Origin of the sequence: Xanthobacter lutulentifluminis (assembly GCF_043194675.2) — a bacterium.
Lineage (GTDB): Bacteria > Pseudomonadota > Alphaproteobacteria > Rhizobiales > Xanthobacteraceae > Xanthobacter.
The window spans coordinates 496342-510631 of the sequence record NZ_CM195525.1 but is presented as its reverse complement, the minus strand read 5'-3'; the positions used below and the strand labels follow the sequence as shown (position 1 = coordinate 510631).

Genomic DNA, 14290 nt, shown 5'->3' with positions numbered 1-14290 from the left:
CTCCGGGTATCCGGGAGCCTCGAGCGGCCTACTGCTCTTGAGCCCCCACGTCCTCGATCTGGAGGGACGTGCCGCATCTCTCCGAATCGAGACCATTGGAATCGAATCGGCCCCCTGTTGTCTAGAGTCGAGCTGAGTCAAGCGCCGAAAAAATGCGACTTTCGCGCGCTTTTCAGCCTGCTTGAAAGCGTGGCCGTCGCTGGATTTGCGCGAGTGATGCACAGCGACGCTCCGTCGCCGTGGACGGGCGGCGCGCGGGGTGGTCTGTTCCCGCTCTCACGCGGGAGGACGGGACATGACCGACATCTGGTTCAAGGCTGGCGAGGCGACGGTTCTGGCGGCTGATGGACAGGCCACCGATGCCATGCCGGAAGTGCTGATCGGCTCGGTGCGCGGCCCGGTGGGGCAGGCGTTCGCCTCGATGATGGGGCAGGTGCAGGGGCACACCCGCATGTTCGTGGTGCGGGATCTCAACCAGATGGTGCGCCCCGTCACCATGATGACCACCAAGGCCACCATCCACACCGCCGAATATGTGGAGCTGCTGGGCGGCGTGGTGCAGGCGGCCATGGGCGACGCGATCGTGGATTGCGTCAGCGAGGGCATCCTGCCCAAGGACGAGGTGGACGAGCTCGCCATGATCATCATGGTCTGGCTCGACCCGCGCTGCGCCGAGGACCCCAACCTCGACAAGGCGGACCTCTACCGCACCAACTACGAGGCGACCAAGCTCGCCATCTCCCGCGCCATGACGGGCGAGCCGGGCATCGACACCCTCATCGCCAACCGCAGGACGGTGAAGCACTACGCGCTCGACGGCGTGATCGATTATTGAGGGCGGTGCCGCGGGTCCGGTCGCGCCGACGTTAGTGGAGGCGGTGCGGCCGGTGGGCTAGGGTCGGCCGCCGGCCTGAGCTTCGCCCTGCGGAGTCATCCGCCGGCGCGTACCGGTCGTAACAGGGTGCATGTATGTCGCCGAGCCACCCCGCCTTGCCGAACCGGTCGAGACGCCGAGCCTGCCGCCACGCGGACGGGTGCGTCGCGGGCTTGCGGTCATGAGCGCGGGGGCCTCAGGGAGCGCCGGCGCATCGACCGAGACCGGCGCGGAGATGAGCGCGCTCATCGTCGCCATCGCCGAGCGGGCGGACCGGGATGCGTTCGCCCGCCTGTTCCGCCATTTCGCGCCGCGGGTGAAGGCTTTCCTGGTGCGCGGCGGCCTCTCGCCCAACGCCGCCGAGGAGCTGGCGCAGGAGACGCTGCTCACGGTGTGGCGCAAGGCGACCTATTTCGACCCCACCCGCGCCGCCGCGTCCACCTGGATCTTCACCATCGCCCGCAACCTCTCCATCGACCTGAAGCGCCGCGAGCGTTATGTTGATACCTCCAGATCGGCAACGATGGAGGAGGAGGCGGACGAGACGTCCGGCGAGACCGTCCTGATGACGGCGGAGCGCGAGGCGCGCGTGCGCGCGGCGCTGTCGAAGCTGTCGGAGGAGCAGGCCGCCATCGTCCGGCTGTCGTTCTTCCAGGACAAGCCCCACTCCCAGATCGCCCAGGAGCTGGGCATTCCGCTGGGCACGGCCAAGTCCCGCGTGCGGCTGGCGCTGAGCCGCCTGCGCAGCCTTCTGGAAGACCTGAAATGAGCGTGGCATCCCACCCCGGCGACGAGACGCTGCTGCGCTACGCGGCCGGCACTCTGCCGGCCGGCCCGCGGCTCGTGGTGGACGTGCACCTGGAAGGCTGTCCCGCCTGCCGCGCCATGGTGCGCGCGTTCGAGGCGGTCGGCGGCCGGCTGCTGGAGGAGATGGCGCCGGCCCCGCTGGCGGATAGGGCGCTCGAGCGCGCGTTGTCCGCCGTTTCCGGGGCGCCGGCACCGGCGCGACCGTCCATGGGCGTGAGCCCGAGCCGCCTGCCGGCCGGGCTGGTGCTGCCGCCCGGCGTCGCCCTGCCGCGTCCCCTCGCGGCGCGGCGCATCGGCGCTCTGGTGCCGGTGGCACCGGGCGTCCGGGTCGGCCGCGTGCACGTGCCGGAAGACCCGGACGCAAACGTGCTGCTGCTGCGCATCGGCGCCGGCCGGGCCATTCCGCGCCACACCCACGTTGGGATGGAGTTCACGCAGGTGATCTGCGGCGCCTTCGGCGACCCCCTCGGCCATTACGGCCCGGGCGATCTCGTGGAGGCGGGCGACGACGTGGACCATTCGCCCGAGGTGGATGCGGACGCCGAATGCGTCTGTGTCGCCGCGTTCGAGGGGCGGGTGCGCTTCCACGGCCTGCTCGGGCTGGTGATGCGGCCGTTCATCTGATGGAGCGTGTCCGCCCGGCCGCAAGTCGGCGATCCCGCCTGGCTTCGTGACCGGGGGGCCCCGCGCGCGGCTTCAGAAGCTGTTGCGGGGCACGCCCTTCTTCACCAGCGCGAGGGCGCGCGACAGGTCGTCCGCCAGCGAGGCCTTCTGCTCCGGCCCGAGGAAGCGGCCCACCGGCACGGTGCGACGGCCGCTGACCAGCGCCACGTCCTGGGTGCCGTGGTCCTCGTCGTCCTCGCGCCACAGGCGGGTCCAGAACGGGTTGAGGCGGGTGACGGTGATGCGCCCGCGCGGCGGCTCGCGCCGCACCTCCACCAGGCTGGGCGTGACGCGGATGTGCTCGCGCGCCCGCGCGGAGCGGAAGTTGGCGCGGAAGGCGATGTAGATCAGCAGCACGTCGAGCCCGAAGAAGCCGAAGATCGGCCACGCCCCCATGGCGAGGAAGGCGAGACCGCAGACGAGGCTGATGCCGCCGATGCCCAGCATCACCGCCAGAAATCCGCGCGGCGTCAGCGAGCGGTGCGGCGCGAGCGTCACCGCATAGACGACGGGTTCGTCGTCGGGGTCCGGCTCCGCGCGGGGCGCGGTATCGGGGTCGCTGGCGTGGGGCATCGGCAATCAGTATACGGGAAAAATGCCGCGCAAGATGCCCCCGTCCCAGCCGCCCGAAGCGCCCCGCCCCTCCGGACCCGGCACCGGAAGGTCGCGCGCCGGAAAGAGCGTGGAGGCCGAAGGCCCCAAGACCGCATCCGCCACGCGCAATGCCGACGTTCTCGCCACCGGGACGCCGCCGCAGAAGGCCGCCGCGGAAGGCCGCCGGTCTCCGACCGCCGCGCCGGGTGGGGCTGCGCCCGGCAACCGCGCGTCTCGCAAGGAACCGTCTCCAAAGGGAGCCGTGGCCCACGGGAGCAACCGCGCCGGAGCGCCGGGCGACGGCGGCTCCGGATCGGGTGCCATCGCCACGGGGCAGGGCGGCCGGGGCGCGCCGGGTGAGGGGCCGTCCGCCCGCACGGGGGGGCGCCGGCAGGGGAGTGGCACTCCCGGCGCGGCCGCCGCCGTTCCTGCCGCGGCAATCGCCTCCGACCCCCCTGCGGCCAAGCGAGGGCGTTCCGCACGCGCCGCAAAGTCCGCCGCCCCGCCGTCCGCCAAGGCCCGCCGCCCCGCCGCGCCGGCTGCGGACCGCAGCGCGAAGCCCGCGCGACCGTCAGCACCGAGCGCCCCGAAGCGCGGCCGGGGCCCGACGGCGGTCGCCGAGCCGGTCCGGCGCAACAAGGCCGTGGCCAATGCCGCCGCAGCCGCGCAGGGGCGAACCCTCGTCCAATGGAGCGCGGAGGAGATTGACGAGGCCTTCACCCGCTTCGCCGCGCAGGATCCCGAGCCGCGCGGCGAGCTCGACCATACGGACGCCTTCACGCTGCTGGTGGCGGTGGTGCTCTCGGCGCAGGCCACCGATGCCGGGGTGAACAAGGCGACGCGCGGCCTGTTCGCCGCCGCCCCGACCCCCGCCACCATGGTGGCGCTGGGCGAGGAAGGGGTGGCGGAGCATATCCGCACCCTCGGGCTCTTCCGCACCAAGGCGAAGAATGTGGTGGAGCTTTCCCGCCTGCTGCTGGAGCGTCATGCCGGCGTGGTGCCGCAGGACCGCGAGGCGCTGGAGGCGCTGCCGGGGGTGGGGCGCAAGACCGCCAACGTGGTGCTGAACATCGCCTTCGGCGCGCCCACCATCGCCGTGGATACCCACCTGTTCCGGGTGGCGAACCGCACCGGCCTCGCCCCCAGCGCGACGCCGCTGGCGGTGGAGCTGGGGCTGGAGGCGCGCATCCCCGACCGCTTCAAGCTGCACGCCCACCACTGGCTGATCCTGCACGGGCGCTACATCTGCAAGGCGCCGAAGCCGGTGTGCGGCCGCTGCATCATCGCCGACCTGTGCCGCTGGCCGGACAAGCAGTTCTGAGCGGATTGGCTCGAGCCACCGCGACGCGCGGCAGCGTCCCCAGGCACGCCCCGCCGCGAGGCGCGGCGGGTGTCCTCAGCGCACCTCTTCGAGAAACGCGCGCACCTCGGCCGGGTTCACGTCCTTGGCCACGAACGCCTCGCCGATGCCGCGCACCAGGATGAAGGTGAGCGCGCCGCGGCTCACCTTCTTGTCCTGGGCGATCAGATCCATCAGCCCGTCAGTGTCGGGCAGGAGGCCGGGCACGTCGGCGATGCGGGTGGGCAGGCCGGTGGCCTCCAGATGGCGGATCACCCGCGTCACGTCCTGCCCCGGGCACAGGCCGAGGCGGGCGGAGAAGGCGAAGGCCAGCGCCATGCCGATGGCGACGCCCTCGCCGTGCAGCAGCCGGTCGGAATAGCCGGCGCCGGCCTCCAGCGCATGGCCGAAGGTGTGGCCGAGATTGAGCAGGGCGCGGTCGCCGGTCTCCTTCTCGTCGCGGGCGACGATGGCGGCCTTGGCGCGGCAGCTGGCGGCCACCGCGGCGATGCGCTCCGGCCCGCCCTCGATCACGCCGCGCCAGTCGCGCTCCAGCGTCTCGAACATGGGCTTGTCGCCGAGGAGGCCGTATTTCACCACCTCGGCATAGCCGGCGCGCACCTCGCGCGCGGGCAGGGTGTCGAGCGCGGCGGTGTCGGCCAGCACCAGCACCGGCTGGTGGAAGGCGCCGACGAGGTTCTTGCCCTGCGGCGAGTTGATGCCGGTCTTGCCGCCGACGGAGGAATCCACCTGCGACAGCAGGGTGGTGGGCGCCTGCACCACGTCCACGCCCCGCCGCAGCACGGCGGCCGAGAAGCCGGCGAGGTCGCCGACCACGCCGCCGCCCAGCGCCAGCACCAGGTCGCGCCGCTCCACGCGGGCGGCGATGAGGCCTTCCACCACCTGCTCGAGGCCGGCCCAGCCCTTGGTCTTCTCGCCCGGCGGCACCACCACGGCGGTGTGCTCGATGCCGGCGGCGGAGAGCGATTCCTGCACCGTGCGCAGGTGGCGCGCGGCCACGTTCTCGTCGGTGACGATGGCCACCCGCGCGCCCTTGCGCAGCGCGGCGATGTGGTGGCCCGCCTCGGCCAGCAGGCCGGGCCCGATGTGGATGTCGTAGGGCCGGCCGGCCACGTCCACATGCACCATGGTGCGCGCGCCGGCGGGGCTGGTCTCGGCGACGGCGGTGGCGGGCATGGCGGGCGTTCCTTCGGACGTGCGGATCAGGTGGCGGTGGACGGCGCCGATCACCTCCTCGACGACGAGCTCGTGCACAACGTCGCGGGAATCGACGGTGACGTCGGCGAGGGCATAGGTGTCGCCGCGCTGGGCGAGCAGGGCGGCGAGCTTCTGCGCCGGGTCGCCCTGCGCCAGCAGCGGCCGGTCGGTGCGCTTCCTCACCCGGCGCAGAAGGGTGTTGAGGTCGGCCCGAAGCCAGACGGAGACGCCGCTCTGCGCCACCGCGGCGCGGGTGTCGGCATTCATGAAGGCGCCGCCCCCGGTGGCCAGCACGCACGGGCCGGACTGGAGCAGGCGCACCATGACGCGCTTCTCGCCCTCGCGGAACTCGGCCTCGCCGCGCTGGGCGAAGATCTCGGGAATGGGCATGCCGGCGGCGCGCTCGATCTCCTCGTCGGCATCGACAAAGGCGAGGCCCAGGCGCTTCGCCAGCCGCCGGCCCACGGAGGACTTGCCCGCCCCGGGCATGCCCACCAGCACGATGGAGCGCCGCCCCAGGCCGCGGATCAGCTCGGCCGGCACCGCCCAGGCGGGCGCGCCCGACGCGGCCGCGTCTGCGGCCTCGGTCTCGCCACGGGACTGGGGAAACTTCTGCGTCTGCACCCGCGCATCCTTGTTCAGGCCGTCTCCCGGCCGTCGGGCGCGCTCGACACGGGGCGTCTCCCCGGGGCACGGTTCGGGCGCGGGTCGGGCGATCCGGACGTTTGCGGCTCTAGCATCCGCGAGCCGAGCCGGCAATGCGGTTGAACAAGACGACGGACCGTGGCACCTCTCCGGCGATAGGGGCCGGCGGAGCGATTCGCGGCCCGCACGAGGAGGCGAGGGTGCCGACACTCTTCCGCTTGCTGGCGGTGCTGGTCGTGCTGGGCGGCCTTGGCTATGCCGCGCTCTGGGCGCTCGCCAACAAGGTGGAGCCGCAGGAGCGCGAGATCGTCTTCTCCGTGGCCCCCGAGAAGATCGGGAAATGAGCGCCCAAGGCCCGCTCGCGCTGTTCCTGGACATGCAGGCGGTGGAGCGTGGCGCGGGCAAGAACACCCTCGACGCCTATCGTCGCGATCTGGAAGACCTTTCCGCCTTCCTCTCGCCGCGCCCGCTGGCGCAGGTGGATACCGCCGCCCTGCGCGCCTATCTGGCCGATCTTTCCGATCGCGGCTTCAAGGCGACGACGGTGGCGCGGCGGCTCTCGGCCCTGCGCCAGTTCTACCGCTTCCTCTATGCGGAGGGGCACCGTGGGGATGATCCCGCCGCAGTGCTGGAGGGCCCGAAGCGCGGCCGCCCTCTGCCCAAGGTGCTCTCCGTGGACGAGGTGACGCGCCTCATCGAGACCGCTCACCGCCTCGCCGCGGATATCGCGCCGCCGCCGGAGGGCGCCGCCGCGGCCGAGATGAAGGCTGCCCGGGCCGAGCGCCTGCGCCGGCTGCGCCTCGCCGCAATGGTGGAGCTGCTCTATGCGAGCGGCCTGCGTGCCTCCGAGCTGGTGGCGTTGCCGGCGGCCGCCGCGCGGGCGCGCACCGATGCCATCATGGTCACCGGCAAGGGCCGCAAGGAGCGCCTCGTGCCGTTGCCGCCCCCCGCCCGCGCCGCCATGGCCGCCTATCTGGAGGCGCGCCGCGCCGCCGGGCACGAGGCCTCGCGCTGGCTGTTCCCGGCCGGCTCGGAGAGCGGGCATGTGACGCGCCAGCAGGCGGCGCGCGACCTCAAGGAGCTCGCCGAGGCGGCAGGCCTCGACCCGGCGCGCCTGTCGCCCCATGTGCTGCGCCACGCCTTCGCCAGCCACCTGCTGGCCCACGGCGCCGATTTGCGCGTGGTGCAGACGCTGCTCGGCCATGCCGACGTCTCCACCACGCAGATCTACACCCACGTGCTGGACGAGCGCCTGAAGGGCATGGTCCGCGACCTGCACCCCCTCGGCGACGGGTGAGGCGAAGGGGCGGGGCGGCGGGCGTTCGGCCGGCGATCTGGAGCCGGAAGACGTCGCCCTGATGCACCAGGCGCTCGTTGAACCAAGCTGAATGGGCGCCTGAAGGCCGCGAGGCGCGCCTGCGCTCTCGCGGCTGGGGCCGGTCCGGGCCGGGGCCCGGCGAAACCCGGCCGCGCCGTCCCGCGCATGGACGCCGGCAACGGACGGGGCGCACCGGCAGGGCGCCTGGTGCTGCGTCCTGCGCTGTCCCGGCGGGGAGAGCTGCTCCGGCGTGCGGCGGGAGCCCGCGGAAGGGCGTCGCCTCATCCGCTGCCATCGGCGCGCGGGCGGTCTTGCCTCGCGCGCGCTCCCAGAGGCCCGCCGCTTCGGCGCAAGCTGCGCGCCGTCCCGCCCTCAGAAGCGGGTCACCACCTCGGCGAGGACGGGGCGGGGACGGTCCTCCAGCTTCTGCGCGGCGGTGCCGATATAGATGAAGCCGACCAGCTGCTCGGTGGGGGACAGGCCCAGCGCGGCCCGCGCGGCCTCGTCATAGGTGGGCCATTCGGTGACCCAGGTGGCGCCATAGCCGAGCGCGGCAGCGGCCAGCAGCATGTTCTGGCAGCAGGCGGCGGCCGAGAGCAGCTGCTCATATTCGGAGATCTTCACGTGCGGCGCGGCGCGGGAGACCACAGCCACCACCACCGGCGCGCGCAGCAGGCGGTTCTGCTCCTCGGCGAGGCGCTTCTCCGGCGTGGCGGGATCGGCGGCGGCCAGCACTGCGGCGAGCGCGGCGCCGGCGCGGGCGCGGCCCTCGCCCTCGAACACGATGAAGCGCCACGGGGCGAGCTTGCCGTGGTCCGGCACCCGCGCGGCGATGGTGAGGATGGTGTCCAGCTCGCCGGCGGAGGGGCCGGGCGCGCCGAGATCAAGGATGCGGGACGAACGGCGGGTGGCGAGCAATTCGAGGGCGTCGGGCATGGCAAAGGGCTCTGGGATCGGAAATCGGGGCGGGCGAAAGCGCCGGCGCGGCCGGCCGGCGGACGGCGCAGGTTAAAGCCCAGTGACGGTGGTTTGAACAGGGTGGCGCGGGCGTTGCGACGCTGCCGCTGCGTCGCCGACTTGAATCCGCCCGGAATTTATGCACCTCAAGACAGATGATCCGTTTCACTCGCGCTCAGGACCCGCACGCCGGCCGGTGCTCCGCCCCGGAGGGCGCGTTCCGGCGCGTCGACGCCGGCGTGCTGGCCCGTCGTCTGGCCGCGCTGGGGCTCGCGCTCATGGCCTGCGCGCTGCTCGCAGTCGCGCCCGCGGGGCCTGCCGCCGCCCAGACCATGCAGTTCCTCGGCCCACCCTCCGCGCCGACGCCACCGGCGGGGCCGTTCGCCACGCCGCCGGCCCAGGGACGGCCGGCGTTCGCGCCGCCCGGGGCAGGGCAGGGGCCGGGGCCGTCCGGCTCCAGCCGCGAGCCGCATGCCGTGCTGCCCCCCGCCCCCGCGGGCAAGGCCGCGCTCGGCGTCTATGCGCGGTTCGGCGCCGACGGCGGGGCCATCCCCCGCGGCGTCGTCTGGCGGGTGTTCGCGGACCAGCCCGAATCCACCGGCGCCTTCGCCCTGGTAGCCGAAAGCTCTGACGCGACGCCGGTGTTCTTCCTCAATCCGGGCGGCTACATCGTCCATGTGGCCTACGGCTTCGCCACCTCCGCGCAACGCGTGCAGATGGGGCCGGTCTCGCGGCGCCAGGCGTTCGACCTGCCGGCGGGCGCGCTGCGCCTCAATGCCGACGTGGACGACAAGCCCATCCCGGCCCAGAAGCTCACCTTCGACATCTTCGAGGGCTCGTTCCTCCAGGGCCGCACCTCCAGCCAGCCCTATTATCGCGGTGCCTCTGCGGGCGAGGTGATCCTGCTGCCCGAGGGCACCTACCACGTGGTCTCCACCTACGGCGACGCCAATGCCGTGGTGCGGGCCGACGTGGCGGTGGCGCCCGGCAAGCTGACCGACGCAACCGTTCACCACCGCGCCGCGCAGATCACCCTGAAGCTGGTGAAGGTGGCGCATGGCGAGGCGCAGGCCGACACCCAGTGGACGGTGATCACCCCCGGCGGCGACACCATCAAGGAATCCATCGGCGCATTCCCCACCTTCGTGCTCTCGGAGGGCGACTACACCGCCATCGCGCGCAAGGACGGCAAGAATTTCAGCCGCGACATCAAGGTCGAGGCGGGCAAGAACCAGGAGGTGGAGGTGCTGGCGAAATAGCCGGCGCCCCGCCGTATCAGGAAGGGACCACCATGCCTCAGCCAGCACGCCTGCGCCTTGCCGGGACGGTCCTCGCCCTCGCCGTGTCCGTCGCCGCGGGCCCGGCCCTGTCGGCACCGGCGGATGCCGCGGCCGGGCGGGCGCTGGCGGAGCGGTGGTGCGCCGCCTGCCACGTGGTGGCGCCGGGCCAGCCGGGGGCGGTGAGCGATGCGCCCACCTTCGCCGCCATCGCCGCGCGCGACGGGGACGTGTCCGGTGCGTGGCTCTCGTTCCGCCTCCTGAAGCCGCATCCGCAGATGCCGCAGGTGACGCTCTCCCGCGAAGAGGCGGCCGACCTCGCCGCATATTTCGCGTCGCTGAAGCGCTGATCCCCCGCCGAAGCTGATCCAAGCCTGAAACGACGACGGGCGGGAAGCGCGTGCCTCCCGCCCGTCTCGATTCGTGCCGTTCAAGGGCCGCGTCAGGCCGCCTTTGCGGCCGCCGCCAGCGCCTTGCGCTTCAGGTCCGGCGGCACGGCCTCGTCGGTGAGCGCCGCGACCACCTCGTCGAGGGCGCCGGAGGACTGGGCGTTGGAGCCGAGACGGCGGATGGAGAGGGTGCGCTCGGCCGCCTCCTTCTTGCCCGCCACCAGCAGCACCGGCACCTTGGCCAGCGAGTGCTCGCGCACCTTCAGGTTGATCTTCTCGTTGCGCAGGTCGAGCTCGGCCCTGAGGCCGGCAGCCTTCAGCTGCGCCACCACCTCTTCGGCGTAGTCATCCGCATCCGATGTGATGGTGGCGACCACCACCTGGGTCGGCGCGAGCCACAGCGGGAAGTGGCCGGCGAAATGCTCGATGAGGATGCCGGTGAAGCGCTCCATGGAGCCGCAGATGGCGCGGTGGATCATCACCGGCGTCTTCTTCTGCCCGTCCGCATCCACGTAGAAGGCGCCGAACCTCTCCGGCAGGTTGAAGTCCACCTGCGTGGTGCCGCACTGCCATTCGCGGCCGATGGCATCCTTCAGCGTGTACTCGAACTTGGGGCCGTAGAAGGCGCCCTCGCCGGGCAGGATGCCGGTCTTGATCTTGCCGCCCGAAGCATCCTCGATCTGCTTCAGCACGCGGGTCATCACCTCCTCGGCGTGATCCCACACGGCATCCGAGCCGACGCGCTTCTCCGGCCGGGTGGAGAGCTTCACCACGATCTCCTCGAACCCGAAGTCGGCATAGGTGGAGAGGATGAGGTCGTTGATCTTCAGGCATTCCGCCGCCATCTGCTCCTCGGTGCAGAAGATGTGGGCGTCGTCCTGGGTGAAGCCGCGCACGCGCATCAGCCCGTGCAGCGCGCCGGAGGGCTCATAGCGATGCACCGCGCCGAACTCGGCGAGGCGCAGCGGCAGGTCGCGATAGCTCTTCAGCCCGTGCTTGAAGATCTGCACATGGCCGGGGCAGTTCATGGGCTTCAGCGCGAAGATGCGCTCGTCCTTGGTCTCGTCGCCGGCGGACTGGACCTTGAACATGTTCTCCTTGTACCAGCCCCAGTGGCCCGAGGTCTCCCACAGGGAATGGTCCAGCACCTGCGGGGCGTTGACCTCCTGGTAGTCGGCCTTCAGGCGGCGGCGCATGTAGGCGACCAATTCCTGGAACAGGGTCCAGCCCTTGGGGTGCCAGAACACCGTGCCGGGGCCTTCCTCCTGGAAGTGGAACAGGTCCATCTCGCGGCCGAGGCGGCGATGGTCGCGCTTCTCGGCCTCCTCGAGGCGATGGATGTAGGCGGCGAGCTCCTTCTCGTCCTGCCAGGCGGTGCCGTAGATGCGGGTCAGCATGGGATTGTTCGAATCACCGCGCCAGTAGGCGCCCGCCACCTTCATCAGCTTGAAGGCGTTGCCGATCTTGCCGGTGGAGGGCATGTGCGGGCCGCGGCAGAGGTCGAACCACTCGCCCTGCTTGTAGATCTTCACGTCCTGGTCGGCGGGGATCGCGTCCACCAGCTCGACCTTGTAGTTCTCGCCCTTCTCGGCGAACACGCGCTTGGCCTCGTCGCGGGTCCACACTTCCCTGGTGAAGGGGCGGTCGCGGGCGATGATCTCGCGCATCTTCGCCTCGATGACCGGCAGGTCCTCGGAGGTGAAAGGCGCGTTGCGGGCGAAGTCGTAATAAAAGCCGTTCTCGATCACCGGGCCGATGGTGACCTGGGTGCCGGGCCACAATTCCTGCACCGCTTCCGCCATCACATGCGAGCAGTCGTGGCGGATCAGCTCCAGCGCGCGCGGGTCGTCGCGGGTGACGATCTCGATCTTCGCGTCGCGGCTGATGGGCTGGGACAGGTCGGCCAGCTCCCCGTCCAGGGTGACGGCGACGGCCTTCTTGGCGAGGGACTTGGAGATGGCGGCGGCGATGTCCGCGCCGGACGTCCCCTCGGCATAGTCGCGCTTGGCGCCATCGGGGAAGGTCAGGGAAATCATCGGGTCGGCTCCTTTGCGCCCACTCCTGCGCACCACGCAGGTAGGCATCTTCAACGTTTGCGCGGCCCTTTTAGGCGGGCCGGGCGCGCGCATCAAGAATGGCCGGGACGCGGGGCGAAATCGCGACAACCCGGTGCAAGCGCGGCGGCAGAGCGCAAAAAGATACCGTTCGGAAACACTCCATGGGGAAAATGCGGGCTCCTGCGGGCCGCGGCCCCCTTTCCCTCGCGCGCGGCCTCGGCTAATCGGGTAAGCGGGGTCGTGAGAGTTCGCCATGCCGGCGTCTTCACCCGTGGACCGTCGTGTGACGGTCCGGGTGGGCAGGGCGGATCACGCGGGGAGGGGACCCGGCCAAGTCAGCGCGGTCGCGCGCGACGGGCCGGTTCGCGTGTTCACCGTGTCCGGCGGGTGTCCGTCCGGATTCGTAAGGATGAGGCCGGCATGATGCCTGAGACGTTCAAGACCTTGACCTTCGCCGCCCTGCTCCAGGTGGGCCTGTTCGCTTTCGCCGCGGGCGCCCATGCCCAGGTCGGCCCGCGTGGCGCGCCCGGCGCGGTGATGGACATCGACGACCAGCCCGGTCTCGAGGCGCCCGCCGACGACGTGGCGCAGATGGACCCGGCCTTCCGCCGCCAGCCGGTGTATTTCCGCACCACCGAGAAGCCCGGCACCATCGTCATCCACACCAACGAGCGCTTCCTGTACCTGGTGCAGCCAGACAACCGCGCCATCCGCTACGGCATCGGCGTGGGTCGCGACGGCTTCCAGTGGTCGGGCCTGAAGAGCATCGAGCGCAAGGCCGAGTGGCCCGACTGGACCCCGCCGCCCGAGATGATCCAGCGCCAGCCCTACCTGCCGCGCTTCATGGCCGGCGGCCCCGGCAATCCCATGGGCGCCCGCGCGCTCTACATCAGCGGCACCGTCTACCGCATCCACGGCACCAACCAGCCGCAGACCATCGGCTATGCCGTGTCCTCGGGCTGCTTCCGCCTGGTGAACAGCGACATCATCGACCTGTACGGCCGCGTGCCCGTGGGCACCAAGGTGGTCGTGCGCCAGCAGGCCGCCCTCTGAGGGCGGTCCTTTCACCTGACAATCCTCACTGGGGGCATTCATGAAGACGATCCTGGCCATCGTGGCCGGCGCCACCCTTGCGCTCGCCGCCACCGCGGCTTCGGCGCAGACCCTCAAGAGCGTGAAGGACCGCGGTGAGCTGGTCTGCGGCGTCTCCAAGGGCCTGCCGGGCTTTTCGGCTCCCGACGCCGCGGGCAAGTGGTCCGGCTTCGACGTGGATGTCTGCAAGGCGCTGGCCGCGGCCATCTTCAACGATGCCAACAAGGTGAAGTACGTGCCGCTGTCCGCGGACGAGCGCTTCCCGGCCCTGAAGGACGGCAAGATCGACGTGCTCTCGCGCAACTCCACCTGGACGCTGGAGCGCGAGGCCAAGCTCGGCTTGCTGTTCGCCGCCATCAGCTATTATGACGGCCAGGGCTTCCTGGTGCGCGACGCCCGCAAGGTGACCTCCGCGCTGGAGCTGAACAAGTCCAAGGTCTGCGTTCAGGCCGGCACCACCGCCGAGGACAACACCAAGGACTTCTTCGCCGCCAACGGAATGGAGCTGGAGCTGGTCACCCTGCCCACCTCCAACGACCTCGTGAAGGCCTACGAGGACGGCAAGTGCGACACGCTCACCACCGACGTGTCGCAGCTCTACGCCCTGCGCCTCACCATGGCCAAGCCGGGCGACCACATCGTGCTGCCGGACGTGATCTCCAAGGAGCCGCTCGGCCCGGTGGTGCGTCAGGGCGACGACCAGTGGTTCAACCTCGTGAAGTGGACCATCTTCGCCATGATCAACGCCGAGGAGCTCGGCGTGGCCACCACCACCGTCGACCAGGCGCTGGCCTCCAAGAAGCCGGAAGTCCGCCGCCTCGTCGGCAATGACGGCAGCTTCGGCGAGGAGCTGGGCGTGACCAACGATTTCGCCGTGCGCATCGTCAAGGCGGTGGGCAATTACGGCGAGAGCTTCGAGCGCAACGTGGGCGCCGCCTCCAAGCTGGGCATCCCGCGCGGCATCAACCAGCTGTGGAGCATGGGCGGCATCCTGTACGCCCCCCCGGTGCGCTGAGGCGCCACTGCCATCCGTGGCCTCCGGGCCACGCATCGAGGAAGC

General features: G+C 71.4%; 14 protein-coding genes. 10 read left to right on the top strand and 4 right to left on the bottom strand.

The features are described 5' to 3' along the window. Positions 1-295: 295 nt before the first annotated feature. The 3 genes from fae to V5F49_RS02280 all read left to right on the top strand — a co-directional run bounded on the left by fae (position 296) and on the right by V5F49_RS02280 (position 2305). Positions 296-835 carry a formaldehyde-activating enzyme gene (gene fae, locus V5F49_RS02290; protein WP_394114791.1) on the top strand — a complete coding sequence of 180 codons (540 nt, stop codon included), beginning with the start codon at positions 296-298 and terminating at the stop codon, positions 833-835. Positions 836-1109: 274 nt separating this feature from the next. Continuing rightward, a complete protein-coding gene (locus V5F49_RS02285) occupies positions 1110-1643 on the top strand; it encodes a sigma-70 family RNA polymerase sigma factor (RefSeq protein ID WP_509210734.1) in 534 nt (177 codons plus the stop codon). After that, the gene (locus V5F49_RS02280) at positions 1640-2305 is read left to right on the top strand and encodes a ChrR family anti-sigma-E factor (protein ID WP_394114793.1); all 666 of its coding nucleotides are present in this window, start codon (positions 1640-1642) and stop codon (positions 2303-2305) included. The genes V5F49_RS02285 and V5F49_RS02280 overlap by 4 nt, the downstream gene beginning before the upstream one ends. Positions 2306-2377: 72 nt before the next feature. Here the strand turns inward: V5F49_RS02280 and V5F49_RS02275 are convergent, their stop codons facing one another. Next, entirely contained in the window at positions 2378-2917 is a 540-nt protein-coding gene (locus tag V5F49_RS02275; protein ID WP_394114794.1) for a DUF2244 domain-containing protein, read from the bottom strand. 664 nt (positions 2918-3581) lie between these two features. Here V5F49_RS02275 and nth point away from each other — a divergent pair. After that, positions 3582-4259, top strand: a complete 678-nt coding sequence (nth, locus tag V5F49_RS02270; RefSeq protein ID WP_394114795.1) for an endonuclease III — start codon at positions 3582-3584, stop codon at positions 4257-4259. 75 nt (positions 4260-4334) lie between these two features. On the opposite strand, the gene aroB is transcribed toward nth, so the two are convergent. Further along, complete coding sequence (aroB, locus tag V5F49_RS02265) at positions 4335-6119, bottom strand: 3-dehydroquinate synthase (RefSeq protein ID WP_394114796.1); 1785 nt, start codon at positions 6117-6119, stop codon at positions 4335-4337. A gap of 221 nt (positions 6120-6340) precedes the next feature. On the opposite strand from aroB, the gene V5F49_RS02260 reads away from it, so the two are divergent. Beyond that, positions 6341-6484 carry a hypothetical protein gene (locus V5F49_RS02260; RefSeq protein WP_394114797.1) on the top strand — a complete coding sequence of 48 codons (144 nt, stop codon included), beginning with the start codon at positions 6341-6343 and terminating at the stop codon, positions 6482-6484. Then, on the top strand, positions 6481-7437 hold the full coding sequence (locus V5F49_RS02255; protein WP_394114798.1) for a tyrosine recombinase: 957 nt from the start codon (positions 6481-6483) through the stop codon (positions 7435-7437). The genes V5F49_RS02260 and V5F49_RS02255 overlap by 4 nt, the downstream gene beginning before the upstream one ends. A 393-nt stretch (positions 7438-7830) precedes the next feature. Here the strand turns inward: V5F49_RS02255 and V5F49_RS02250 are convergent, their stop codons facing one another. Further along, positions 7831-8394, bottom strand: coding sequence for a nitroreductase family protein (locus V5F49_RS02250; RefSeq protein ID WP_394114799.1), 564 nt, complete (start codon positions 8392-8394; stop codon positions 7831-7833). Positions 8395-8570: 176 nt separating this feature from the next. Here V5F49_RS02250 and V5F49_RS02245 point away from each other — a divergent pair, with 176 nt between their 5' ends. Continuing rightward, positions 8571-9674, top strand: coding sequence for an RgsD C-terminal domain-containing protein (locus V5F49_RS02245; RefSeq protein WP_394114800.1), 1104 nt, complete (start codon positions 8571-8573; stop codon positions 9672-9674). A 32-nt stretch (positions 9675-9706) separates the two neighbouring features. Next, a complete protein-coding gene (locus tag V5F49_RS02240; RefSeq protein ID WP_394114801.1) occupies positions 9707-10042 on the top strand; it encodes a c-type cytochrome in 336 nt (111 codons plus the stop codon). 92 nt (positions 10043-10134) lie between these two features. Here the strand turns inward: V5F49_RS02240 and thrS are convergent, their stop codons facing one another. Further along, positions 10135-12117 (bottom strand): threonine--tRNA ligase, encoded by a 1983-nt coding sequence (thrS, locus tag V5F49_RS02235; protein WP_394114802.1) that lies wholly within the window; start codon positions 12115-12117, stop codon positions 10135-10137. Positions 12118-12561: 444 nt separating this feature from the next. Between thrS and V5F49_RS02230 the strand changes: the two genes are divergently transcribed. Together V5F49_RS02230 and V5F49_RS02225 are read left to right on the top strand one after the other, a co-directional pair. Beyond that, a complete protein-coding gene (locus V5F49_RS02230) occupies positions 12562-13191 on the top strand; it encodes a L,D-transpeptidase (RefSeq protein ID WP_394114902.1) in 630 nt (209 codons plus the stop codon). Positions 13192-13231: 40 nt separating this feature from the next. Further along, complete coding sequence (locus V5F49_RS02225; protein ID WP_394114803.1) at positions 13232-14245, top strand: amino acid ABC transporter substrate-binding protein; 1014 nt, start codon at positions 13232-13234, stop codon at positions 14243-14245. The last annotated feature ends 45 nt before the right edge of the window (positions 14246-14290 follow it).